The following is a 23231-nucleotide window of genomic DNA, read 5'->3' as shown; positions in this document are numbered from 1 at the left end:
CGCGCCCAGTCGGTGGAATTCGCGGAGAAGAATATGTTTGTGAAGGCGATAGATTTTCGTATCGGAACAGGAGTGGAAGCATAATGGCAGAAACAGGAACGACGCCCGCCGTGAATACGGCGCCGCGCTCCAATCTCGTGAGCGGACAGTTCATCAACATCCAGAAATTTCATGTGGCGAAGCTGCTCGAGGATCCCGTCGGCGGCACGGCGGTCTATGACAAGCCCGTCAGTCTCGGCAAGGTGCTCCGCAAGATCGACATCAAGCCCAAGACGAGCCAGGCGGAACTTTTCGCCGACGGGCAGAGCATCGATACGGCGACGAGCACGGCCTCGTTCGACCTGACCTTCGACACGACGGCGCTGCCCCTGGAGTACGCGGCCTATCTTTTCGGCCACAAGATGGAAAACGGCGTGATGAAGGCCGAGAAAGACGATACGCCGCCGTACTTCGCCGTCATGTTCCAGTCGGACAAGCGCAGCGGCAGGAAGCGCTACACGAAATTCTACAAGGTGCAGTTCACGGAGCCGTCGGAGACGGGCAACACAAAAGAGGAAAGCGTCAAGTACGACACGCCGACTATGACGGCCAAGGCTATCTACCGGCTTTCGGACGGCTGCTCGTATGCCAAGGCGGATGAGGAAGCCGAGGGCTTCACGGCGGACACCGCCGCGAAGTGGTTCCAGGAGGTGTGAGATGGAAAAGCCGAAGATTACCCTTTACGGAAAGACATATACGCCGCGTGAGCCGAAGATGAAAGTCTGGCGCAAATTCCTCGCGTTTTACGACGAGGACAAGACAAAGCTCACAGTCGAGGAGTTCCTCGACGCGCAGGTGGAGCTCATCCTCCTCGCCTTCGACCGAAAAGAAGTCACGCGGGAGGCCGTTGATGAGAACCTCGGCGTGGCGGACATCGTGCCGCTCGTGCGCGAGCTCTTCCTCTGGATCCAGTCGCAGGCGTTCGCGCACCTTGAAAAAATCCCAAACGCCGAGGGGGAGAAGGGCTGAACCTTTCTCCCTACGAGAATCTCCTGCGCTACTACGAGCGCCTGCAGAGCATCTACGGCTGGACGATGCAGGAGGTCGACGCTCATGAGATCGCGTTCCTGCTCGGCCAGCTGGCCGTATTGCGGCGCGTGGAAACGGCGGGGCGGGAGAAATTCATCGACGATGTGATGTGACATGGCAAAAGGACAGAAAATCGACGAGCTCTACATCAGCCTCGGACTCGACATCGCCCGGCTGCAGCTCGATTTCGACACGGCGGGAAAGACAGTCTCAGAGACTGTCTCCCGGCTCAACTCGCAGAACTACCAGCTGAAGCTCAAAACCGACATCGACCTCGCGAAGCTCGAGGGCGCGGGCAGAGAGCTCGACCGGTTGAAGGTGAAGTACGAGGCCGTCAACCGGCAGCTCGACATCCAGCGCCGGAAAGAGGAAATCCTCGCGAATGTCCTCAAGGCGGCGCAGAAGACAGATCCCGACAGCTCGCACACGCGCTACGCGGCGTCGAACCTCCTGCGGCAGCAGAAGGAAGTCGCGCAGCTCGAGGCGGAGCTGCGGAAGCTCACAGCGCAGATGAAAACAGCTGGCATGACGGGCCGCTCGATGGGCGAGAAAATCACGGTTGGACTTGATGCCGCCAAGAGCGGCGTCTCGCGCCTTTCCAGCGGCTTCTCCCTGCTTTCGGCCAAGACGGCGGCGTTTCTCGCTGTCTGTACGACGGGCGCGGGGCTTTTTAACATCACGCACGACGCGATGCAGGCTGGGGAGAACATCTATCGCCTGACGCAGCGGCTCCACACGACGAGCGCGGAGGCCGCGCAGCTCAGCCGCGTCTTTTCTCTCGCGGGCACGAGCATCGACGGCGTTATTCCGCTCTTCGCGCGCCTCGACAAGCAGGTGGCGGCCGCCGGGGAGGACGGAAACAATATGACCGAGGCGCTCACGCGTTTCGGCATCACGCTGACGGACGAAACCGGGCATCTCCTGCCGCTCAACGAGCAGCTCGCGCAGCTGGCGCAGGGCTACAAGAACGCCGCGGCGGCCGGAGAGGAAGAGGCCTTCACCGCCGAGGTGCTCAGCGCACGCGGAGCCGCGCTCATCCCCGTACTCGAGCAGTACGACGATCTCATGGAGATTTCCTCGCATATCAAGACCACGGGCCTGCTGAATCCGGAGGAGGCGCATCAGACATATCTCAAGTGGCGCGAGATGGAGATGGAGGCGGGCCAGCTCAGGCTCGCGCTCGGCTCGGCGCTGATGCCCGTGGCGGAGGACCTCATGCCCTCGGTCATCGGCGGTTTCCAGGACCTCATCGGGAGCATCCGTGAGAACAAGGCGTCCATCGGGGAACTCGCGGGCGTGATGGGAACCTTCGCGCAAACCTCTGTGGATGTCATCCGGGGCGTGGCGGACGCCATGCGCGACCTCGGCGTCAACTCGGAGTCCGTCAAAGAAACGCTCTCTGACATCGGGACGCTTTCGCGTCACGGCGGCATGAAAGACGTCCTGAGCGGCGCGCTTGTCGGCGCGGGCGCTGGCGCTGTGGCGGGGAGCTTCGCGCCGGTTATTGGTACTGGGGTCGGCGCGGCAGGCGGCGCCATCGTCGGCGCGCTCGGCACCTATGAGTTTGGCACGAGTACGGAAAAATTCCAGGACTGGAAGAAAGCCGATGAGGCGCTCGAGCGGGAAAAGAAGGCCGCGCGTGAGGCGGAGGAGGCCCTGCGGAGGAACAGCCGCGCCCAGGAGGAGAACGCCCGGACGGCCCGGGCGAATGCCGCCGCGGTCAAGGCGGCTGCTAAAGCCAGTGAAGAGCTCAAGGAAAGCCTCTTTTCCCTCACGCACAGCGAGCTTGAAACTTCTCTGCATGAGGCGGAGCGGCAGGCGGAAAAGTACCGGAAGTCCGGCGCGGACGCCGCATTCGCCGACGCCTACCTGCAGCAGAAGCGGGCGCGCATCTACGAGGATTTCGAGACGAACGTGCTCGCGAAGGTCGCCGCCGTCCGCCATACGGCGCTTGAAAACCAGCTCGCGGACATCGACCGTGAGGCGGCGGCCTACCGCAGGAAGGGACTCGATGAAGCGCAGGCGGCCTCCTGGGCCGAGGAGCGCAAGGCGCAGATCCGCGAGGCGTTCGAGGAGGAAGCCGCCGCCAAGATCGACAGCATCTATCATACGACGCTTGAGAACCGCCTCGCGGAAATCGAGCGCGAGAAGAAAGCCTGGATAGAGAAAGGCCTCGAGGAAGTCCGCGCGACGAAGTGGGCCGAGAAGGAAAAGCTCGATGCCAGGCGCAGCGCGGCGCTCGAAGTGCTCCAGTCGCAGAAGGAGGAATTCCGGGCGTATCTCACTGGCGGCGAGCGCGGCCTGGCCGACTACTACAAGGAAACGCACGGCTTCACCATGGACGACCTCGCCATGACGCCGGAGCAGCTCGCAGGTTTTCAGAAAGCGCAGAAGCACATGCTCGAGAATCTCCTGCCGAACTTCCGCAATCCGGAGGAAATGGCGCGGGAAAAAGAGGCCGCGCGGCAGAGTTTCTCGGCGGAGATCGACGGCAGGACATACAGCTACGATGAAATCCTCGGCAGCCTTTCTGAGCAGTTTGACGAAAAGATGCGGCAGCTCGTGCCGCAGCAGGGAACTGAGAATCGCATCCCGCAGGCACCAAATATGGCAGCGGTGCCGCAGGTGCAGATCGCCGTCAACATTGAGAACGCCGTGACGCAGGATAACGAGGGCATGCGGCTCCTCGCCGATCAGGTGGCCGACCGCATCCGTCCGGCTGTGGAGAACGCGCTGGGAGGTGGCGGAAATACATATTCGAATTGGTGAGGTCACAACGCTCGACACGGAGAACTGGCAGATCATCCCGGACGACCGCCAGCAGCAGGTCGAGATCATCGGCGGGAGCGTCGTGCAGGACTTCGGCCGCGTGCCGGAGGGTGATAAGATTTCCTGCACCGTGACCGTGCTCGAGGACGGCTGGAAAAGTATCTGCGAGTTCTGGGAACAGAGGAAACTTGTCACGGTCGAGGATGAGGCGGGAAACCTCTGGCGGGATCTGCGCGTCGTGGTCAAAAGCTACGCCTACGTCGACCGCTTTCCCCGGGTCTATAAAGTTACGCTGGAATTTTGGAGGGTATGAATATGGCGAATCAGCTGCACATCTATTACGGGAACATCTCGAAGGAAGGGACGGACGGCACGGAGGCCAGCGCGGGAACGGGGCTTTCGCCCATCTCCGTCACGCTCGACGCGGCGAAGGAGGAGTCGAAGGTCATCATGTGCGCCGTGCGCTGCGATGAAGGCTATCACATCGAGGGCAATACCACACTGAAACTCGTCGGCGCGAACGCCGCGAAATGGAAGCTCGCGCCGGACGGGGATTTTGGCAGTCCCGAGGACGCCGACGCGAACGGCGCCTGGGAGGAATCCATCACGCTCGAGCAGGTGGGGAGCTATAACAGAGCCTTCTGGGTGAAGGCGATGAGCTCCAAGGACGAGAAGCCGTCGAATGACACGAGTGTGTCGCTCCAGGCGGAGGGACTCGTCGCAGCGGATGAGGGGGCATGATCATGAGCTTTCATTACGTCAATCCCGGCTTTGCCGGACTCCTCGACGTGGCGGGAGGAGCGACGGTGGCAACGAGCGAGCGCAGCAGGACGGGATATGGAATTCTGCAGCCAAAGGATAGATGCGGGGTGAAGCTGGAGGCCGTTCTGAAGGAACTCTGGATCAGGTTCGATGTCTATTTGCCGACAAGCAAGGAAGTTCCCAAGGCATTTGAGGCGAAGGTGCTCTATAACGGATTCGGCCTTCGATTTTACACGTATGAAGCCACGAATCAATTCTTCGTGGAACCTTATTGCTCTGGAACCGGGCTTGACCCTAAAAAAATGCCGGTGTACAAGTCCGAAATGGAGGAACTGAAAGCGGAGTGCCATCTTTTCGCGGGAAAAGTCAACTCCGTCTATATGCATGTCAAGCGCGGGACAGGGAACGAGCAGGACGGAGCATTCGAGCTATGGTTCAATGGGGTGCAATATATAAATGGCGCAATCAAATGCTACAACTGGAGCGACAGCTATGTCACGGTTATGAGCAATTCGGAGCTCTTGCTGATATCCGATATCATCATTTCGGACACGGCGTTTGACAAGAGGACGCAGCTCGTATCGGTACCCGCCGTCGGCATTGAGTCTGACATGACGCAGATGGGAGACGGCTCCTATATCGCAACGGACGCAGGGCAGACACTGCTTCAGTATCTTGATATGGAAGCGCTCGCGGATTCCTGTGGCGGCAGTTCCCGGGTGACGGGCGTGGCAGTCATTGGGAATCCGGCGTATCAGATGGAATCCGGCGGCGGTACGCTCACGGGAATCCAGAGCATGAGCGGCACCCTGACGGAATATAGCACACAGCCGCTCCAGAGCGACGCAGCGGGGGTTATCTGCGATTACCATCCGCTCGAGGGTACGGTAGACGGACTGAACGGATTGGCCGTCGGATGGAAGACAGGAGTCTGACATGAAGATCTCACTGAAGCCGCAGGCATATCTCGAGGGAAGCTTTTTCGGCAGGGCGTCCGTGATGCCGCAGACGTTTCTTGAAGGTGCGTTCTTCGGACACGCGGCCTTGAAGCCGTCCGTCTGGCTGTGCCTCGTGCCGGAGACGTCTCATCTGGAGAAGCGCAGCATCGATTTGCGTCGCGTGGTAGGAACCGGGAGCAAAGCGTCTGCCGATACCAGGCGCGAAGTGACAGCGGCCAATCTCACGGCGGCGGATACCCTGCGCGAGGTGCGCTCCTCCCTGCTGGCCTTTACCGAAGCGCGCCTGGCGCGGTGCATCCAAAACTCGCAGATAGCGAAAGCGGATTTGGCCCGCTGCGTGGGTGGAACGTACTGTGTCCGCAGGGTTGATACCTCCCGCATCCTTTCACGGAACCATGCGGTGCAGCGGGGAGAGCTTTGCCGGAAGGTGGGAGAGGCGCAGAAGGCGACGGCTCCGCTTCGCATGGTCAAGGTGCTGGCAATACGGGCAGAGGCAGACCTGAGGCGCTGCCTGCGGGCATCGGCGCGGCAACACGCGGACAGCAGGCGGCAGCTCAAAAAATCGGAGCGGGAAAACGCAGATACCTCAAGACGTGTGCCGCATGTCCTGCGCTACGAGCCGGAATACCAGTCGGAACTTCTGACGAGCTTTCACGCCCAAGGTATCCGCTCTTTCTCCATGACGCTTGGCGAGCTGACGCTATCGGACACCTATCGCTTGGAAACGGTGCGGCCGCTCACCATCGAGGCGGAGGTTGCGGGAAAGCTCCTCGACTATCCCTTCCGTTTCCTCGTGGAGGAGACGAGCCAGCAGGACTTGCTCCAGACGGCGAAGGGGACGTACAGCCGGGACAAGCTGCTCTATACGGCCATCAACGTGTGCGTGGATGAGGCGAACGTCTCGTATTATGCCGAGGGCATCGCGGACGCACTGGGCCTCGCGCTCGATTTCCGCTGTGATGACTTCATCCCCTCGCAGAATTTCGAGGAGAGCGGCATGACGTATCAGGACTTCATCGCGGCGCTTTTCGGCTGGACGGCGAAGCTGCCGCACCGGCAGGTCAACGTGTTCATCCGGGGCGATACGCTCCACATCATCCAGCGCGGGCAGGAGAACGCCGTGACCGACATCACGGACTGGCCGCACACCCGGCCGACCATCGACCGCAAGCTCGTCCGTTCCCTCTGGCATAGCGGCCGGGAGAACGAAAGCGATCAGGCGCACAGCGATGCGGAGGACGCGCCGATTCCCTTTACCGGCACCATCTCGCTCGGGGAGATCAGCCGTACCTATGAAAACGGCTTCCTCGTGCGTGAGACCAACGAGAACGGCGCGACGGACTACACCTACACGGACGGCTATCTCACGCGCAAGCGCACGCACAACAAGGATGGCTCGACCAGCCTCACGGAATACGCCTACGCGAAAACAGGCCGCGACATCTACCTCTTCAGGGAAACGGAGCGCACGACGGAGGCCGTCGATGACGGCAGGGAGCACAGCGAATACGACTGGCAGGACTGGAACAATCCGGTAAGCGAACGCGTCACTTACCACGCGCCGCTCGGCATGGGCTGGTACGCAACGACCGTCTACGTTGATGGAGAGAACACAGGCAGCACCCTCTCGCAGGGAAAGCCCGGCGGCAAGGCGAGCCGCTACACCATCAATCAGTCGAACCTCGCTCTCGGCTCGCACTATGTGCGCGTCGAGGGCAAAGGCGAGCCGTCCGCCGCGTCGCTCATCGACACGGAGTTCCCCGTCAAAGGCGACGACTATCTCGCGCTGCTCACGGAGGAAATCGAGTGGCTCAACCGCAGGACGAAGGAAACCGTGACTATGGAGATTGTCTCGCGCGTCAGAAACGGCGTGCCGGAGGTAAAGCATATCTTGGACTTCACGGAGCGCGTCAGGTTCGAGGGCTGCGAGTATTTCCTCGTGTCCAACCAGGTAACGCTCACGCCGCGCAGTCTGCGGCAAAGCATCACGATTGCGAGGTGGTATTGATGAACGGAATCGACGGACTCGCGGAAGCCCTGCGGACAGGCAGGAAGCGCATGCGGGAAAACGCGGAGCAGAAAGCGCAGCGCGGCATCATCGAGGACGGCAGAGTCCGCATCGGTGAGCGCAGCTATCCGATGAAAGCCGCCGTCGATGCGGATACGAGCGACGGCAGCCGCGTCTGGGTGCTGATCGCGCGGGATGGAACGGCCGTCATTATAGGAGCGTGAGAGGATGCACCAGGAAAGAGTGACAGCCGTCAGCGGCGGCAATGTGCTCGCTGGCGGCAGATGGCTGCGGGCCATCGGAAATCAAACCATCGAAACGGGCGACCTCGTCTGGACGGACGGCCGCTGCGTCTACGGAAATCTCGCGGAAGGCGGGGAGGCGGCACTCGTCACGGTCGGCAGCAAACAGCGGATTCCCATCTTTTTGAGCGACGGCACGCACTGCCTGTATCGCGGGAAAACGCTGCGGACAGGAGCAAAGGGCGCTATGCACAGTTTGATGGTAAACCGGGGTAGCGAGGTCGCTTTTTCAAATAAATATGACGTAGTGGATGTCTCCTTGAGCGCGGCAGGCGAACCGCGGGAACTCCTCGGAGAAGCCTATCGCCGGGAGAATGGCACGGTTGGTTACAGTTCCCGCGACTATGGAGAAGACATAGGCAGCAAGTTCGGCATCTATTTTGATAACGGCGTACACGAAAGGTATGGCATCAGAGACTGGTACGCCGCAGCAGAGGATATTGTCCATCTCCCCCTGTTGCGGGAAGGTGCAAGGATGGCAGGCGCGGCGGCGCTCCGGCAGCTCGCGAAAGACGCACCCTCCGGGAGACCGGAAGAAAAGACGGTTCTCCAGCTGGAACAATGCGAGATCATCGGCGGCTGGCAGGAATCGGAGCAGGACTACTGCCTGTTTCTGCGGGGCATAGGGAGAACGATTTACATGTCGGGCGATCACCTTTCCTGCTCTGGCGCGCCGGATTATTGTTGGGCGGCAGATGAGAAAAGTTTTGACTTTCTGTCGGTCGTCTATGAGCTTGAGATGGCGGCGGCACCTTCGGCCATTTCGATTCTGCGTGAAAAATACACGAGCGGCCGCGTCTTATCAATTTCAGGTATCTCTGTGGAAGACGATGATGTGAAGAAAGGATTTATTGACGTCATCGACAGCATCGACCTGCCGCTGCCGGACGGCTTTCGCCTCGCGATGGAGCGGCGAGAGAAAACACAGATGGAATCTTCAAGCCGCAATCCGAACGCGTACCGCTATACGCTTAAGACGATAAGGGGTGAGGAAATCTGTGAGCTGGACGGCTGCGAGCCGGGAGACAGGCTCATCGCCTGCAAGACGCGTCCGGGCATGTGGCTTGTTTCCCATAAGGGCGAGCTATACCGCTGCGGGAGAGGCGGCAGGAAAAAAATTGAAACCGGAAGTACCTGCCTCAACGCGCGCCTCCGGCCTACGAGGCAATGCGGAAGATGGATGAAAGGAGATAACTGACATGGAACATATACGCTGCTGGGCAGCGGGAATCGGCGCTTTTCTCGGTGACTTCTTCGGCGGCATGGACGGCCTGCTGACCGTCCTCGTGGCCTTTGTCGTACTTGACTACATCACGGGCGTCCTCTGCGCCATCGTCGAGAAACGACTGTCAAGCGAGACCGGCTTCAAGGGCATCTGCCAGAAAGTGATGATCTTCTGCCTCGTCGGCATGGCGAACCTCCTCGATACACAGATCATCGGCAGCGGCAGCATGCTCAGGACGGCCGTGATTTTCTTCTATTGCGCCAACGAGGGCATTTCCATCACCGAAAATGCTGCGCGCATCGGGCTGCCTGTGCCGGAGAAGCTAAGAAAGGTTATGGAGCAGCTGAAGGGGAAGTGACGGGAGAATATGCGAACAGCCAAGACAGAAACTGGCGTTTGTCGTGGTATCGTATAGGCGCGGTGCCGGTCAAGGCTACTATATAAGAGAAGACAGCATGAAAAAATCCGGTACAGGACATCGAGAAGGATGTCTTGTACCGGATTTTTTTATTATGAGATGAGATTAATTATCAAGGAGGTGACGATACATATCGCGGAAGTCCTTCAGTTCCTTAGAAAAGGTACGTTGTTTGCGTCCAAGAATTTCGGCTATCTTACGGGCAGAGACCCCATCCTGTAGAAGTTGGATGATGCGGTCTGCCTCTGGGTCAGTTTCATGAAGACGCATGATGAGATATTCCAGCAGGTCGTGATTAGCCATTAAGCTTTCTGGCGTTGGATTGCCATCTTGAATGTAATCTCCCCGCGTTCCATTGCCATCAGGGAGTGGCTCATCCAATGAAATGGTAGTGTAATTGTGGAATACGCAGTCCTGGCAAACCCCGTCACACAGCCACCACTTATTGCGTGTGCAGGAACATTCGCCGTGATACTGCATACGTTTGCGAAGCGCGGTACGCCAGCGGTCGTACTCGCGATACTTTTTCTCTGAGACCTCGAACCAAGTGCGGGTGGTCTTGTCGAAGACGCAATTACTGTGATTGTCCTTGTTTTGCATTTTCAATGCCTCCGGTTCACTCCCGAACCGGAGGCAGAGCAAAAAAGAGCATGGTTGACCTATCCGGAACGGGAAATCCACGTTTCGATTGGGCCAGCCATGCTCGTAGACTGGTTTCTCTATTCGTTTGTGACCATCACAGTCGCTCGAGCCACCTCTGTGCACCGGGTGAACGTCTGTGAGGGCCGGACAGTTTAGCGACATGCCCAGGTCAATTGCGCTCTCACAATGCGGACAAATAATTGCCAGATTGATGGGGTGCTTTCCATCATTGCTGTTAGGCTGTTGATGGAATGAAATCAGAAGAAAAATTAAGCGATAGCACAAAAAATTCTCAAAAAGCGTAGAAAATACTTAGATAATTTGGTAAAATATAAATACGTTTTTAGGTTTGTACCTGCTTTCTGATTACATCTCAAGGATAAAACTTTTAGAGGAGAAAGTATTTGCCTCTGTTTTGCCTCCGTTTTGCCAGTGTTTTTCCGGAGCATGAGAAGGGAGATAGGTTTGATAAACGAATTGAATATGTCGTCTTATATCGATATCATGCGGAAAGGCCTGGTTGAGCATGATAAACAGGAATCTGCAGGACGATTTCTTCTGAATGCAATAAATGATCAGGGCTATGTTATAGAAAATGGATTCAGTACATCCAATCTTAGCCCTAAGAAGATCAGCCGAATTGTCAGCAGAGACGATAATGTACCAGATGGAATTAAGCAGGCTTCTACAAAGCAGAATGTCATAGACGATACGATTAAGTATTTCAGAAATGAGGTAGCTAAAGATCTGAATCCGCATACGCTTGATGACACTACCGATATGCTGGTGAAGGTTATTGAAGCGGATGACAGCATTTCTGAGAGCAAAAAGAAAAAGCTCATCGCCTTTCATGAAAAAGGTGACGAGCCCAAGTTTCTGGGAGAGGTATTTCTTTATGCTGTCAATAAATCGAATAAGAAGGTGGGCGCAGAGGTAAAGTATGCCGATGCACCATTACTTGCGGAAGCAAACTATGAATGCCCGCTATGCCATAAGAAACTCGTAGACACGATTAAAGGGAAGGCAATCAAACGATATGCGATTACACAGATCTTCCCTGATGATTTAGACGAAGATACTGCAGCAGCATTTAAAGTTGTTCATCCTGCTCCTGCGCATCTGAATAAGCTGGAAAACCTGATAGCCCTGGATGTTGGCTGCGCGGAAAAATATTCAATCGATCCTACCGTTGAGGAGTATAGCCAGCTTTATGAAATAAAGAAGGAACTGACTCAAAATTATAAGGCCAAGATGGAAGTAAACGGTGTTCAACTTGAGGAAGATATCCGAACTGTACTTGATGCGCTGAGCCAGATAAAGGATGCGTCTGAACTTGTTGAGCTTGAATACAATGCTCTACGCGTAGATGAAAAGTTTAAGCCGGAGAATTTCATTCTGAAGAATGAGACCAAGGTGCAGGTGGTTACATACTACCGATATATAGAGAAGGTCTTTTCGAATTCGACGTCAGATTTTGACACCATTGCGGCTGAAGTAAAGATAAGTTCTTCAAAGTTGGAGAAGGCAGGACTTCTACAGGCGGATATCATTACCAATCTGTCAGAATGGATTCGTAATAAGGCTGGTTTGGGAACAGAAAGTCGACTGGCATGCAACATAGTCGTTGCTTTCTTTGTACAGAATTGTGAGGTGTTCCATAATGAAGCTTCCTAGTAAAGTGACTCCATATAAAGAGAGCACCATCGCAAAGTTTCCGGTTGTACTGGAACTTTTGGAGAAGAACGACATGACACCACAAGAACTTTATGCGAAAGTTCGAAAAAGCAAGATCAAGAATATAAGTGAGTTCGTGGAAGTCCTCGATTGCCTTTATGCCATGAACAAAATAAAGATCGACGAGGAGGTGCTCCACTATGTTGGTTGAAATTCAATGCGATAAATTTCAAAAGAATGGAGAAATGCGAGCGCCGATCCGCTTTCATGAAGGACTGAATGCTGTTCTCGGTGATGACAACGGTTCGAATTCAATAGGAAAATCGACATTCCTTATGATTCTTGATTTCGTTTTTGGCGGTGACGACTATGTGAAGAAATGCACCGATGTTCAAGATAATGTGGGCGAGCACACGATTAACTTTACATTTCGATTTGATGGCGAGGATTATCATTTCTCCAGAAATACTGTCAAATATAAGGAAGTCGTGAAGTGTGATGAAAATTATCGGCCATTGCCGGATGAAGAGCCTTTGTCTAAAAAGGCTTATGGAGCATTCTTGTGCGGAAAATACGGTCTGACTGCTGATGGGATTACATGGCGCTGCGCCGTTGGGCGATTTATCAGAGTTTACAAAAGAGAAACTCTGGATGAAGAAAGACCTCTTCAGGCGGCAAAGGATGAAAAAGTAGCTGATGCGATTAAGAGCTATATGAAGCTCTTCGACAGATACGCCGCAGTAGAAGCGCAGAGTAAGCAGGCCGCGGCTGCAGAAGATGAAAAGGAGTCATTTCGAAAAACTACCCAGCAGTACAACCATGTAAGAGCCACAAAAACCCAGAAGGAAAAAGAAGCAAACGAGCTTCGTATTGCTGAACTTGAGGAACAAGAGAAAAAGCTGGCTCAGGAAAATAATCAGGGGCTGCTTGATCTCGACAGCATGACGGCACAACATTTATCTGAACTTCAGGAAAAACTCATCAATTATCGAAGACAAAAGGCGGCTGTTCAGACGCAGCTTAATGCAGTCAGACGAGATATGACCGGCCAGAAGAAGGAGTTCAAGAGAACTTTCTCAGCATTGGAAAAATTTTTCCCCGCCGAGGATTTTAAGGCACTTGAGGATATAGAAAGGTTCCATCAGAAGCTGTCGAAAATTCTGAATGACGAATTTCAGGAGACGGAAAAGGATCTCTCTACTACATATGTTCTTCTTAACAATGAGATTGTGAAGATTAAGGACGAGATAATTCAGACGAAAACCGTACCAAATGTGTCGCAGGCAATCCTGAATGAGTATGCCAGAATCACGACAGAGCTGAATAATCTGCATGAAGCTAACAATAACTTCGATGAACTGGAGCGTCTGAAGAAAGTGGCATCAAATTATGCTCAGACCCGCGATGAGGTCATAAGCCAGCAGCTTATGCAGATAGAAAGCTCTGTGAATCAGAAGATGCGCGAAATAACGCTGGAAATACTGCATGACGAACAGCACATGCCGCCAATATTGCGACTGGAGAAGTTAAATAAGTATACATTCAAAACGCCAAACGATGGTGGAACTGGCGCACAGTACCGGGGATTGATAACATTCGATCTGGCGAACATGGCAATAGCGCCTGTTCCGTTTGTGGTTCATGATTCAGTCCTTCTTAAAAATATCGAGAAGTCTGTATTTTCGGAAATAATCAAGGTTTATGAGAAGCAGAAGGAGAGCGGCAAGCAGGTCTTTATGGCTTATGACATATTGGATTCATATAGCGAAGAGACACAACGTATTGTGAACGAGAACGCTGTGTTGGAATTATCACCTGAAAGAAATGAGCTCTTCGGATGGGCTTGGAATAAGGAGAGGAATGATGGCACAGACAAGAAAAAATAAGAAAGAACTTAAAACAGAATTCAGCTACAACCGTTTGTGGAAGATGCTTATTGATAGGGATATCAAGAAGAAGGAACTTCAAAAAATGAGTGATGTAAGCGCAGCATCCATAGCAAAGATGGGGCGCTGCGAGAATGTCACGACAGATGTCCTATTGAGAATATGTGAAGCTCTCGACTGTCAGGTCGAAGACATCATGGAGCGTGTTGCTAAAGAAAAATAAGGCTCAATGCAAAACCTTGTGGAACTGTGATATGATAGATGGTGCTCAATGCCGTCGCGATGGACATGAACTCAGAGCTTGTCTCGCACTGGGATGACGTTCCGCAGCCTGACGGCACTATAAAGCGAGTTGTTCCATCGCCTGTGCGCAACTATGCCGTCGTCCGTACGGACGAGGAAACCGGCAAAAAGTCAGTTGTCAAGAACCTCAGCGAAGGCGAGAAGAACTTCATTGCCTTCCTGTACTTTCAGCAGCAGGTATTTGGCGGAGACAATACGGATAAAGACATCAAACCGAAAATCGTCGTAATAGACGACCCTGTTCCCAGCATGGACAGCGGAACGCTTTTCATTGTCGGCGCACAGATCAGAAAGATGATAGAATTCTGCCGCAACAGCGCGGTACAGAGAGGAGCTGTTGTTTCCGGAAATTTCATCAAGCAGATTTTTATACTCACGCACAACGCCTACTTCCACAAGGAAGTTACATACACTTACGCCAGCCAGTGGGATTTTGTATCGTTCTATCTTATTCGAAAGATCAACAACAAGTCATCGGTCAAACTGTTTGATAAGGTTGATCCGGATCGCCCGACAAGCCGCATGAACGTTAATCCGGTCAAGAACTCCTATGCGGCGCTTTGGGACTCGTACGGAGAAGTAAAAAGCAGCATTCCGCTCAAAAGCATCATGCGCCGAATTCTGGAGTAATACTTTCTGCAGCTTTGCGGCTATGACGGCGACGATCTGTGGCAGTGTATACTGGTGGATTACAAGGCGGACTTTATTCGCTGCGAAGACGGTGCGGAAGATACCGAACAGTATGAACTTGCGAAAGTGCTTCTGGCGTATATCACATCTGATGTTACAGGCGTCAACGACGGGATTCATTACACCGATGAATTTCTGGATGAACAGATGTATCGTGACACATTCGAGATGATCTTCCGCTGCATGGGACAGGGATAACATTTCGATATGATGACAGGCAAGTGGTAAGGAGGATTGGGAAATGCATATCAGCTATAACAAACTTTGGAAAATGCTGATCGACAAGAACATGACACAAATGGAATTAAAAGATGCGGCACACGTCAGCGCGGCTTCTATCGCCAAGCTCGGCAAGGGAGCGAACATCACCACCGATGTCCTCCTGAAGATCTGCGAAACACTGAACTGCCACATCGAAGATATTCTTGAAACGGTGGATGATTAAGGAGGAAATACGTGAAATTATTGTATTCAAACATCCTTCCTCTTGGCACACGGGAAGGGCAAGAAACGATAATAGACTGCTTTAACGAGCAGATGAAAAAAGCCGACAGGGTAGAAATTGCTGTCGGATACACTTCTTCGGCGTCATTGGATGAGCTGGAAAGGTTAGTTGACAGCTACGGGCTGCATTCCATATGTCTGACAATCGGAATGTATTACATAGAAAGCATGCCTGAACGGTCGTACCGCCAGGCACTGAAAATCAACCAGAAATGGCGCGATGCAGGTATAGGAGAAATCCGCCTTGTGAAGGCGTTCAAATATCACGGGAAAGTGTATTGCTTCTACAAAGACGGAGTTCCGTTTTCGGCGATAATCGGATCAGCAAATCTCGGAGCCATAAAATTGGAAGCATCAAACCGCAGACAATATGAAACGGCGGCCTTAACGGAAGACGCTGCGGAAGCTGCAGAGACAGCAGCGCACATCGAAAGTTTGAAATCTGTCTCCGCTGATATTGCGGATATCAAAGACATACCTCTTGTTCGGGAAACAAATACTGCACTCAACGGCATTGAATTGGTTACACCGGTTCCGCAGCCTAATGTTGTCTTCTATGAACAGAGGCCGGCAGAAGTATCCTTTTATCTGCAGCTGAAAGTGCCGAAATCAGACGAACGTTTCCTCGACGACGGAAAACATTTCACTAAGTCCAATATCAATGTATGCTACGCCGCGCCGAGAAGCAAAAGAAAAGCCCGCGACTGGTATGAGACGCAGCTTACAGTCGGGGCTCAGATATACAAAATGGATGGCTATCCGGCGAAGAATGTTCCCTTTTTTGTTATCACAGACGACGGCTACTGGTTCAAAGCTCATACAACCAGTGATAACAACAAGCAGTTCAGCGCAGTCGGTGACGAGCTTATTATGGGAAGATGGCTCAAAGGACGTCTTGCGGCTGCCGGCATTGTCACACCAGTTAACAACACTGCGCAGGACACGGAACGGAAAGGCATGATTACACAGGAGATGCTGGAGGAATACGGTTGCGATCGGCTTCTTTTCAAAAAGACAGGTCAGACTGCGCTGGATGAGGATGGAAATCGGCTCGATGTTTGGATGCTCTCCTTCACGGGCAAAAATGAGGAAGAAGAATGAGAGGTGACGGTGAATGCAGTATCTGAAAACATACCTGAAAAAGATAACAGACAGAGGAAATCCAAAACTCGCAGGATCCATTGCAAAAACAGCGGAAGAAGTCGGAGACAGATATCTGAAAAAATTCTCGTTCACCGACCATGAAATTGGACTCCTGCTCGGCAATATCCAGTCCGGAAAAACAGGCCAGATGTTCGGTATTATGTGCCGCGCGGCGGATCTCGGCTTTCCTGCTTTTGTGCTTTTAACTACGGACAACGTGGTTCTTCAGCAGCAGACGCTTGACCGTGTAAAATCCGACCTGGACGGTTTCTGTATCTGCGGAGAAAACGACGCGGGACTGTTTACGGACAACAGCCTCATTGAGCCGGCCATCATTGTTTTGAAAAAGAACGCCCGTATTTTGAAACTCTGGTCAAACATCCTGAATTCAACCGGATTTATGAAGGGTAACCCGCTCTTCATTATTGACGACGAGGCGGACGCGGCTTCTCTTAATACGCTTGTGAACAGAGACAGGCAGTCCTCCATTAACAAATATCTGGACAGCATTAAGAACGGTGCTTCAAGCAGCCTTTATCTGCAGGTGACGGGAACGCCGCAGGCAATTTTCCTGCAGACGATGGTTTCCGGATGGCATCCATACTTTACTTATTACTTCCAGCCGGGAAGCGCGTATCTCGGCGGTGATTTTTTCTTTCCTGCAGAAGGAAAACCTGCATGTATAACGTATCTTGATACCCTTGAGAACCCAATCAGGAATGTCGTAATACGACACCTGGCAGTTTCCGCCCAGATTTTGTGTTCCGGCGGAAAGGTTTCAAACTGTCTTCTGCATCCAAGCGTACGTGTAGCCGCGCACAAAAGGTACGCAGACAACATTAACAAAGAACTTCACTGGTGCCGTGACAACACCGAGGAATTTGAAAAAGAAGTGCGCAGGCAGTATGAAGGCTTCACACCAGAAAAATCGCAGAAGGTTCCATTTGAAGAAGTACTCATGAAATCGAGAGACCTTCTGTTGGGCGGCGTCAAAGTCCTTATAATGAACGGCAAAACGGACGTTGAAAGCGATGAATACTCCTCTGGATGCTGTTTTGTCGTCGGCGGAAACACACTCGGGCGCGGCGTCACATTCCCCGGTCTCCAGACAATTTACTACACCCGGACGAGCAAAAAGCCGCAGGCAGATACCATGTGGCAGCACAGCCGGATGTTTGGCTACGACAGAGATCCCGGCATGATGATGGTTTATATAGACGAGCGTCTTTACAAGCTGTTCGCAGATATAAACGCCACAAACAATTCGATTATTGCGCAGGTAGAAAAAGGTATAGATAATGTAAAGGTCTATTATCCGGAAGGGCTGAATCCCACAAGGAAGAATGTTCTCGACAACGATCATGTCGCCGTCATATCCGGAGGGACAAACTATTATCCGTTTTACCCGGACAATGACTCGATTGAAGGCATTTCAAAACTGCTGGAAAGCTTTTCTGACAGTGATCCATATTATCAAGTCAGCTTAAGAATGATCAAGGAGATACTTTCTCATATTTCTTCCGGACCGGACTTTAAGATTGACGCATTTCAGTCTGTTCTCGACACCATCCTTGCGGAGACCCCAACCGCACAAGGAATTCTGATTGTACGCAGAGGAAGAAACGTTGCACAGGGAACCGGCGCTTTGCTGTCGCCGAACGACTGGAAGCTCGGCGGCTCGTTCCCAAGCAAAACTGTGCTGACCATGTATCAGGTCACGGGCGAAAAAGGCTGGGGCGGCAGACCGCTGTGGGTGCCAAACATAAAACTGCCGGAAGGAATTATGTACTACGACGTTTTTGAAGAGGAGGGATAATCATCATGGCATCGGGTCAGTACTCCAACACAGCGCAGAAAATTCTCTTTGATCCGATTTCATTGGGAGCAGACAGGCTGTGCATATTGTCAGATAAGGCCTCGCCGAATATGGCGTCATGGCTCCTGAAGACGTATGAAGAAAATAAGATCAGCGATATTTCCATAGAACTGATTATAACTTCCTCTCTCGAACGAGGGATACTGCAGACAAATCACAATGCGTTTATAGAACTTCACAGGGCTTTCCGAAAAGGAAAGTCCAACAGCTTTGTCTGTAACTATTATCATGGCGCTCTAATTTCAAAAAGAAATCTTTATATATGGATGGACGGCGAAACCCCTGTAACGGCATTTTCATGCTCATATGATTTTACACAGAGCTCGCTTCTAAAAGGCGGAAGCGGCTCTGTATCAGAAAGAAGCGCGTCTGCGGCTTACAAAACATACGAGGCGGCCGTCGATAATTCAACATACTGCGTCAATTCCGAAGTGGAGGATTATGTTCCAATCGTAGCGTCTCCTCTTCCTACGGTCGCAGATTTAACGACGGACGATCCAAACTATGTCTGCCTTTCGCTTGTTGTGGAAAAGACAAAAGAGCCGGGAAAGAAGTCTGGACTGAACTGGGGACAGCGAAAAAAGAGGAATCCGAATGAGGCTTATATTCCACTTCCGAGAAAGATTGCACGGAGCGGATTCTTTCCCTTGGAAAAACGGCATTTTCTGGTAGTCACGGACGATCATCATACGCTCCTTCTCCGCGTGGAACAGGAGGGAGACAAGGCAATCACTACCCCTGCAAGCAATGCTCAGCTCGGCGAGTATTTCCGAAACCGTCTTGGACTGGCAAACGGCGCCTATGTACATACAAAGGATCTTGACGCTTATGGGAGAAGAGATGTTTCATTTTATAAAATCGATGACGAGCAGTATTATATGGACTTTTCAGTAAGCAAAGGGGAAAAATAAGGCATGGCTGACAATCATACAAAGGAAGTCCGCAGTATGAATATGTCGCATATCCGAAGCAAAAACACGAGGCCCGAAGAAAAAGTGCGGAAGTATCTATTTTCCCGCGGACTGAGGTACAGAAAAAATGTGAAAAAACTACCCGGATGTCCGGATATCGTCCTTGCAAAATATAAGGCTGTGGTATTCGTGAACGGATGCTTCTGGCATCACCATGACTGCGGAAGATTCGTTTGGCCTTTATCAAATGAAGAATACTGGCGCAAAAAGATAAATCGAAATGTGGAACGCGACAAAGAAAACAAAAAGCTCCTGATGGAAATGGGCTGGCGTGTATTCACTATATGGGAATGTCAGCTGAAGAAAGGCTCTGCGGAAGAGAATCTGAGCAGGCTTTACCATGAGATCACAGAAGAATAAAAAATGCCGGAGAACTGTAGCATGCTCTCCGGCATTTTTTATTCATCAATATTTGCTTCTGTGTAAGGGTAGTCAATTCCGGCGAAGGATTTCAGGATTGCTTCAAAAATAATCTTTGCTCCTCTGCACGGAACTGCCATGCCGATTTGCTTTCTGACGCTTTCTTTGCTTCCGTAGAACACATAGGTATCAGGAAACGTCTGAAGCCTTGCTCTTTCGCGGTTGGTAAGCGCCCTCGGCTCCGACCAGTGATAAATGTGCGTTCCCCCGCCGCCGCTCCCCGTAACAGTATAGGAAGGCTTGTCCGGGTCAAGGCGTTTGTATATCTGACTGATTCGCGCGCCTTTGATATTCAGTTTCAATTCATCCGGCAGATCTGCCGTGAATGCGTTTTGCCCCGGAAGTATATGCTCCAGGCGTTTTACGACGATGGCGGACTGACGCGTTCTCTCGTTATTTGGAGCATCTTTCGGAATAGGCGGTACTTCAATTGCTGTTTTGCAGGTGTTGTCAATTCCGGCATACGGAGCAGTTGAAGGGACATGGTATGTTACATCGATGTCATTTCTTATTCCGACAATGATTATTCTGTGCCTTGCCTGCGGGATTCCATATTCCTCAAATTTATAGAGGTGCGGAGTCAGCGTATACCCCGCATCCCGAAGCTCAGCCAGAATTTTTGTGAAGGCTTTGCCCTCATTGGCGTTTCTCAGCCCTCCGACGTTCTCAGCAAGGAACCACTGCGGTTTGAACTTCTTCAGTGCCTTTACCCCGTAAGAATAGAGCGGACCGTACACGCCGTCCATGCCTTTTTGCTCTCCGACGACGCTGTAGTCATTGCAGGGAAAGCCAAAAGCCAGTGCATCGATTGGCGCGAGCTTATCCATATTGAATTTTCGTATATCTTCGTGGTAAACCGTTTCGGGCTTGTCTTTGCAAATGTTTTCCGTATACGTTTTGCAGGTGTTCGCGTCATAGTCGTTCGCCCACTGATGTACTATTTGATATTCCGGGTCGCCGATATCTGCATTCATGGCTCCCCACGCGATTCCGCCCGGACCGCAGAAGAGTTCTCCTAATCTGAAAATCATAACGGCGTATCCTTCTTTCTGATCATGTAATCAATCTCGTCCTGAATATGCTGACGCTCGTCAGAATCCAGCCTTTCAACGCCATGGAAGACGTATTGGTATTCCTTGAGATCATCGGGAATGAGATAACCAGCAGTCAGAAACATAGAAACAACGGGTTCGTTGTATGCCTCCGCAAGAAGGCGCAGTTCCTTGCCCGGACAGCTCCGTTGACCATTTTCAATCTTGCTCAGCCTTGAGTCTGTAATTCCTGTTTTTTCTTCGACCGCTTTCAGGCTCAGTCCAAGCTTCTTCCGACAGTCTTTCAAGTGTTCTCCTAAACTGCTCATAATGCCACCTCGTATTTAAGTATACTCAATCCGCTGCGTTTTGTCAAATTTTTTATATGTTTCGCTGCGAAAATGCAGCAATACGGGGGTGTGTCAAGAGTTTTGTGTAAATCGATTTAATAAGCAACATCATATTGTTGCATGAGCTGTGACATCCTATCATCCATGAGCAGCCGGTTCCGGACCATCGCCCAATTCGCAATGTGACGCCCTTTCCACTTTTTATAGAGTTCCAGGACGTGCAGGTAGAAAATCTTGAAAACGGCATCCTCATTGGGGAAGGCACCTTTCTTCGTCACCTTGCGAAAGCTCGAGTTGACGCTCTCGATGGCATTGGTCGTGTACATGATCTTGCGTACTGTCTCGTTGATCCAGAGGACCAGGACATCCTTACGACCATTGACATCGTAGGCGAGCATGACATAGACAGCGGCCTGCTGAATGCCGTACTCCGTGCGCAGCGACATATAGATGCAGTCGACGAAAGCAAATGGGTAGAATGGCTGGAGTGGGCGGTTCTGCCATGTCTCGACCTCCCGCGAGACTTGTACCTGGAGAAATTCAGGATTTGTTCGACTGGTACCAATCCTCGGAGATACACCCATTGATCCGTAGTGCGATTTTCCATTACGAGTTCGAGTTTATTCATCCATTTACAGACGGGAATGGGCGTATGGGCAGGATGTGGCATAGTCTGCTTCTGGGGAAATGGAATGAGATATTCTACTGGCTGCCGATCGAGGAACTGATTCGCTCTCGGCAGCAGGAGTACTATGGTGCGCTCGGTAAATCGGACAGGCAATCTGATAGCAGTGCTTTTGTTGAGTTCCTGCTGGGGATCATTCTTGACACGCTGACAGGAACGACAGTCGTGGGCAATGCCGATGAAAAGGCTAAAGAAACGAATCCTTCCGTACAGAAATTGCTTGATGTTCTTGGTGATGAGGAACTGTCAGCTGCTCAAATCATGGAGAGACTAGATCTCTCTCATAGGCCGACGTTCCGCAAGAACTATCTGAATCCAGCATTAGCGCTAGGAGCTATAGAAATGACGATTCCCGATAAGCCACGTAACCGGAATCAGAAGTATAGGAAGAAACAACTTGGTCGCTGACCAACCAAGTAAAGCGACTAAGATAACGACCAAGTTAAATACATACAGGAGCAAGGTTGAGACCATGGCAGGATAGAACAGAAGCGCCATAACGGAAATGGTTTTACAAAGACGAATCTGTATAACTTTTATTCTTTTTATAAAGAGTACCCTGAGATTTTCCACTCAGTGAGTGGAAAATCTGATCGGCTTCTATCATGGACACATTATTGTGTTCTTCTGCAGGTGAAAGACCGTCGGGCAAGAGACTGGTACGAACACGAGGCTTTTCAGGAGGGCTGGAGTGTACGGACGTTGCAGCGGAATGTATTATCATCTCAGTATTATTACCGGATGTTGAAGACACAACAGCCAGAAGCAGTGAAACAGGGGAAATGCAGATACTGACGTATTCTTATCAGACTCAATAAGAATGATCTTGGTCGCTGACCGACCAAGTAAAGCGACTAAGATACCGACCAAGTTAAATACATCCAGGAGCAAGGTTGAGACCTTGGCAGCATAGAACAGAAGTGCCATCGAGCAGGTTGAGACGATGGGACTTATTCTGTTCGGTATTATAGGTAGAAAAGTAGATGGACATGTTCCCGCGAACGGAGGGCGCGTATCAAAACACTTATTTCCTGCCTCGACCAGTTCCCGCAAACGAGCGGAGCTAATTGAGGGGCCGGGACATTCATCTCAGGCCGTCGAGCCACGTCGAGACGGTATGCTTGATGTCACGGAAGGTATAGCAGTTTTGATGTTTACAAACCACTATATATTGGGAAAGCCTTGAAACACTACTGTTTACTGGGTTGAGGCTATAGGAAGGGATTTTTTCGATTGGATAATTGCAAGTACAAATTGAACAATTGTTCCAATCAGGAATATTTCTCAATAGCATAGACTTCATCGAGAAAATGGTCGAAGAGCTCTGCTGGAGTGTGATACCCCAGAATACGGCGTGGACGCTGATTCAGCTCGTCCGCGATGCTCAGAACATCTTCGTCACTGTAGCGTTCGATCGATGTCCCCTTTGGGATGTAATCCCGCAGGAGGTCATTGTGCCGCTCGTTCTGAGGACGTTCCCATGAGCTGTACGGGTGCGTGAAATAGATCTTCGTGCCAAGCTGCTCATACTGAGAGAATGTCTCA

General features: G+C 51.9%; 27 protein-coding genes and 1 pseudogene. 23 read left to right on the top strand and 5 right to left on the bottom strand.

Annotated elements, in window-relative coordinates:
• The first annotated feature begins 83 nt into the window (after positions 1-83).
• The 10 genes from F599_RS0111400 to F599_RS0111340 all read left to right on the top strand — a co-directional run bounded on the left by F599_RS0111400 (position 84) and on the right by F599_RS0111340 (position 9451).
• On the top strand, positions 84-695 hold the full coding sequence (locus F599_RS0111400) for a major tail protein (RefSeq protein ID WP_019543650.1): 612 nt from the start codon (positions 84-86) through the stop codon (positions 693-695).
• A gap of 1 nt (position 696) precedes the next feature.
• Positions 697-1008: a phage tail assembly chaperone G gene (gpG, locus tag F599_RS0111395; protein ID WP_019543649.1), complete on the top strand. Its 312-nt coding sequence runs from the start codon at positions 697-699 to the stop codon at positions 1006-1008.
• Between the two features lie 174 nt (positions 1009-1182).
• A complete protein-coding gene (locus tag F599_RS0111385; protein WP_019543647.1) occupies positions 1183-3837 on the top strand; it encodes a hypothetical protein in 2655 nt (884 codons plus the stop codon).
• Positions 3809-4150, top strand: coding sequence for a hypothetical protein (locus tag F599_RS0111380; RefSeq protein ID WP_019543646.1), 342 nt, complete (start codon positions 3809-3811; stop codon positions 4148-4150). Before F599_RS0111385 ends, F599_RS0111380 begins: the two co-directional genes overlap by 29 nt.
• Before the next feature lie 2 nt (positions 4151-4152).
• Positions 4153-4578: a hypothetical protein gene (locus F599_RS0111375; RefSeq protein ID WP_019543645.1), complete on the top strand. Its 426-nt coding sequence runs from the start codon at positions 4153-4155 to the stop codon at positions 4576-4578.
• Positions 4579-4580: 2 nt separating this feature from the next.
• Positions 4581-5534: a hypothetical protein gene (locus F599_RS0111370; RefSeq protein WP_033369381.1), complete on the top strand. Its 954-nt coding sequence runs from the start codon at positions 4581-4583 to the stop codon at positions 5532-5534.
• A gap of 1 nt (position 5535) precedes the next feature.
• Positions 5536-7566: a hypothetical protein gene (locus tag F599_RS0111365; protein WP_019543643.1), complete on the top strand. Its 2031-nt coding sequence runs from the start codon at positions 5536-5538 to the stop codon at positions 7564-7566.
• Positions 7566-7790: a hypothetical protein gene (locus tag F599_RS0111360; protein ID WP_019543642.1), complete on the top strand. Its 225-nt coding sequence runs from the start codon at positions 7566-7568 to the stop codon at positions 7788-7790. The genes F599_RS0111365 and F599_RS0111360 overlap by 1 nt, the downstream gene beginning before the upstream one ends.
• A gap of 4 nt (positions 7791-7794) precedes the next feature.
• Positions 7795-9066 carry a hypothetical protein gene (locus F599_RS14925; RefSeq protein WP_019543641.1) on the top strand — a complete coding sequence of 424 codons (1272 nt, stop codon included), beginning with the start codon at positions 7795-7797 and terminating at the stop codon, positions 9064-9066.
• 1 nt (position 9067) lies between these two features.
• Positions 9068-9451 (top strand): phage holin family protein, encoded by a 384-nt coding sequence (locus F599_RS0111340; RefSeq protein WP_026327961.1) that lies wholly within the window; start codon positions 9068-9070, stop codon positions 9449-9451.
• Between the two features lie 165 nt (positions 9452-9616).
• On the opposite strand, the gene F599_RS0111335 is transcribed toward F599_RS0111340, so the two are convergent.
• Positions 9617-10111, bottom strand: a complete 495-nt coding sequence (locus tag F599_RS0111335; protein WP_019543640.1) for a helix-turn-helix domain-containing protein — start codon at positions 10109-10111, stop codon at positions 9617-9619.
• A gap of 507 nt (positions 10112-10618) precedes the next feature.
• On the opposite strand from F599_RS0111335, the gene F599_RS0111330 reads away from it, so the two are divergent.
• Genes F599_RS0111330 through F599_RS0111280 form a run of 11 tightly spaced genes read left to right on the top strand, consistent with a single transcriptional unit; the run spans position 10619 to position 19560 of the window.
• A complete protein-coding gene (locus F599_RS0111330; protein ID WP_156022019.1) occupies positions 10619-11827 on the top strand; it encodes an ABC-three component system protein in 1209 nt (402 codons plus the stop codon).
• Entirely contained in the window at positions 11814-12038 is a 225-nt protein-coding gene (locus tag F599_RS16220) for an ABC-three component system middle component 7 (protein WP_019543638.1), read from the top strand. The genes F599_RS0111330 and F599_RS16220 overlap by 14 nt, the downstream gene beginning before the upstream one ends.
• The gene (locus F599_RS15915; RefSeq protein WP_019543637.1) at positions 12028-13713 is read left to right on the top strand and encodes a DUF2326 domain-containing protein; all 1686 of its coding nucleotides are present in this window, start codon (positions 12028-12030) and stop codon (positions 13711-13713) included. Before F599_RS16220 ends, F599_RS15915 begins: the two co-directional genes overlap by 11 nt.
• Entirely contained in the window at positions 13691-13936 is a 246-nt protein-coding gene (locus F599_RS14290; RefSeq protein ID WP_019543636.1) for a helix-turn-helix domain-containing protein, read from the top strand. The genes F599_RS15915 and F599_RS14290 overlap by 23 nt, the downstream gene beginning before the upstream one ends.
• A 38-nt stretch (positions 13937-13974) precedes the next feature.
• Entirely contained in the window at positions 13975-14646 is a 672-nt protein-coding gene (locus F599_RS0111310; RefSeq protein WP_019543635.1) for an AAA family ATPase, read from the top strand.
• 54 nt (positions 14647-14700) lie between these two features.
• A complete protein-coding gene (locus F599_RS0111305; protein ID WP_019543634.1) occupies positions 14701-14904 on the top strand; it encodes a hypothetical protein in 204 nt (67 codons plus the stop codon).
• Between the two features lie 43 nt (positions 14905-14947).
• The gene (locus F599_RS0111300) at positions 14948-15151 is read left to right on the top strand and encodes a helix-turn-helix domain-containing protein (RefSeq protein ID WP_019543633.1); all 204 of its coding nucleotides are present in this window, start codon (positions 14948-14950) and stop codon (positions 15149-15151) included.
• A gap of 11 nt (positions 15152-15162) precedes the next feature.
• A complete protein-coding gene (locus F599_RS0111295) occupies positions 15163-16311 on the top strand; it encodes a restriction endonuclease PLD domain-containing protein (RefSeq protein ID WP_019543632.1) in 1149 nt (382 codons plus the stop codon).
• 13 nt (positions 16312-16324) lie between these two features.
• The gene (locus F599_RS0111290) at positions 16325-18169 is read left to right on the top strand and encodes a Z1 domain-containing protein (protein ID WP_019543631.1); all 1845 of its coding nucleotides are present in this window, start codon (positions 16325-16327) and stop codon (positions 18167-18169) included.
• Between the two features lie 5 nt (positions 18170-18174).
• A complete protein-coding gene (locus tag F599_RS0111285; RefSeq protein ID WP_019543630.1) occupies positions 18175-19140 on the top strand; it encodes a restriction endonuclease PLD domain-containing protein in 966 nt (321 codons plus the stop codon).
• Between the two features lie 3 nt (positions 19141-19143).
• Entirely contained in the window at positions 19144-19560 is a 417-nt protein-coding gene (locus F599_RS0111280) for a very short patch repair endonuclease (RefSeq protein WP_033369379.1), read from the top strand.
• A gap of 38 nt (positions 19561-19598) precedes the next feature.
• Here F599_RS0111280 and F599_RS0111275 read toward each other — a convergent pair whose 3' ends face one another.
• From F599_RS0111275 to F599_RS14280, 3 genes and pseudogenes are all read right to left on the bottom strand, one after another.
• Positions 19599-20651, bottom strand: coding sequence for a DNA cytosine methyltransferase (locus tag F599_RS0111275; protein WP_019543628.1), 1053 nt, complete (start codon positions 20649-20651; stop codon positions 19599-19601).
• Positions 20648-20980: a helix-turn-helix domain-containing protein gene (locus F599_RS14920; RefSeq protein WP_071592877.1), complete on the bottom strand. Its 333-nt coding sequence runs from the start codon at positions 20978-20980 to the stop codon at positions 20648-20650. Before F599_RS14920 ends, F599_RS0111275 begins: the two co-directional genes overlap by 4 nt.
• Positions 20981-21096: 116 nt before the next feature.
• Positions 21097-21525: pseudogene (locus tag F599_RS14280) on the bottom strand (transposase); the annotation flags it as partial.
• A gap of 23 nt (positions 21526-21548) precedes the next feature.
• On the opposite strand from F599_RS14280, the gene F599_RS14275 reads away from it, so the two are divergent.
• Both F599_RS14275 and F599_RS16295 read left to right on the top strand, forming a co-directional pair.
• Positions 21549-22094, top strand: a complete 546-nt coding sequence (locus F599_RS14275; protein WP_338141066.1) for a Fic family protein — start codon at positions 21549-21551, stop codon at positions 22092-22094.
• A 72-nt stretch (positions 22095-22166) separates the two neighbouring features.
• Positions 22167-22481, top strand: coding sequence for a DUF1016 N-terminal domain-containing protein (locus F599_RS16295; protein ID WP_081626379.1), 315 nt, complete (start codon positions 22167-22169; stop codon positions 22479-22481).
• Positions 22482-22957: 476 nt separating this feature from the next.
• Here F599_RS16295 and F599_RS14270 read toward each other — a convergent pair.
• A partial coding sequence (locus tag F599_RS14270) for an IS30 family transposase (RefSeq protein WP_019543624.1) occupies positions 22958-23231 on the bottom strand: 274 nt, incomplete at its 5' end.

The organism is Selenomonas bovis DSM 23594 (genome assembly GCF_000381005.1).
Taxonomy (GTDB): Bacteria; Bacillota; Negativicutes; order Selenomonadales; family Selenomonadaceae; genus Selenomonas_C; species Selenomonas_C bovis.
This window is presented reverse-complemented; position numbering and strand designations above follow the sequence as displayed.

What these genes read in the sequence shown, in the direction of transcription:
- F599_RS14920 (WP_071592877.1), bottom strand. Translation starts at nt 20,980, where the DNA reads ATGAGCAGTTTAGGAGAACACTTGAAAGACTGTCGGAAGAAGCTTGGA.
- F599_RS0111385 (WP_019543647.1), top strand. Translation starts at nt 1,183, where the DNA reads ATGGCAAAAGGACAGAAAATCGACGAGCTCTACATCAGCCTCGGACTC.
- F599_RS0111275 (WP_019543628.1), bottom strand. Translation starts at nt 20,651, where the DNA reads ATGATTTTCAGATTAGGAGAACTCTTCTGCGGTCCGGGCGGAATCGCG.
- F599_RS0111375 (WP_019543645.1), top strand. Translation starts at nt 4,153, where the DNA reads ATGGCGAATCAGCTGCACATCTATTACGGGAACATCTCGAAGGAAGGG.
- F599_RS14925 (WP_019543641.1), top strand. Translation starts at nt 7,795, where the DNA reads ATGCACCAGGAAAGAGTGACAGCCGTCAGCGGCGGCAATGTGCTCGCT.
- F599_RS14290 (WP_019543636.1), top strand. Translation starts at nt 13,691, where the DNA reads ATGGCACAGACAAGAAAAAATAAGAAAGAACTTAAAACAGAATTCAGC.
- F599_RS0111340 (WP_026327961.1), top strand. Translation starts at nt 9,068, where the DNA reads ATGGAACATATACGCTGCTGGGCAGCGGGAATCGGCGCTTTTCTCGGT.
- F599_RS15915 (WP_019543637.1), top strand. Translation starts at nt 12,028, where the DNA reads ATGTTGGTTGAAATTCAATGCGATAAATTTCAAAAGAATGGAGAAATG.
- F599_RS0111360 (WP_019543642.1), top strand. Translation starts at nt 7,566, where the DNA reads ATGAACGGAATCGACGGACTCGCGGAAGCCCTGCGGACAGGCAGGAAG.
- F599_RS0111310 (WP_019543635.1), top strand. Translation starts at nt 13,975, where the DNA reads ATGGTGCTCAATGCCGTCGCGATGGACATGAACTCAGAGCTTGTCTCG.
- F599_RS0111300 (WP_019543633.1), top strand. Translation starts at nt 14,948, where the DNA reads ATGCATATCAGCTATAACAAACTTTGGAAAATGCTGATCGACAAGAAC.
- gpG (WP_019543649.1), top strand. Translation starts at nt 697, where the DNA reads ATGGAAAAGCCGAAGATTACCCTTTACGGAAAGACATATACGCCGCGT.
- F599_RS0111400 (WP_019543650.1), top strand. Translation starts at nt 84, where the DNA reads ATGGCAGAAACAGGAACGACGCCCGCCGTGAATACGGCGCCGCGCTCC.
- F599_RS0111335 (WP_019543640.1), bottom strand. Translation starts at nt 10,111, where the DNA reads ATGCAAAACAAGGACAATCACAGTAATTGCGTCTTCGACAAGACCACC.
- F599_RS0111365 (WP_019543643.1), top strand. Translation starts at nt 5,536, where the DNA reads ATGAAGATCTCACTGAAGCCGCAGGCATATCTCGAGGGAAGCTTTTTC.
- F599_RS0111280 (WP_033369379.1), top strand. Translation starts at nt 19,144, where the DNA reads ATGGCTGACAATCATACAAAGGAAGTCCGCAGTATGAATATGTCGCAT.
- F599_RS0111285 (WP_019543630.1), top strand. Translation starts at nt 18,175, where the DNA reads ATGGCATCGGGTCAGTACTCCAACACAGCGCAGAAAATTCTCTTTGAT.
- F599_RS0111370 (WP_033369381.1), top strand. Translation starts at nt 4,581, where the DNA reads ATGAGCTTTCATTACGTCAATCCCGGCTTTGCCGGACTCCTCGACGTG.
- F599_RS16220 (WP_019543638.1), top strand. Translation starts at nt 11,814, where the DNA reads ATGAAGCTTCCTAGTAAAGTGACTCCATATAAAGAGAGCACCATCGCA.
- F599_RS0111290 (WP_019543631.1), top strand. Translation starts at nt 16,325, where the DNA reads ATGCAGTATCTGAAAACATACCTGAAAAAGATAACAGACAGAGGAAAT.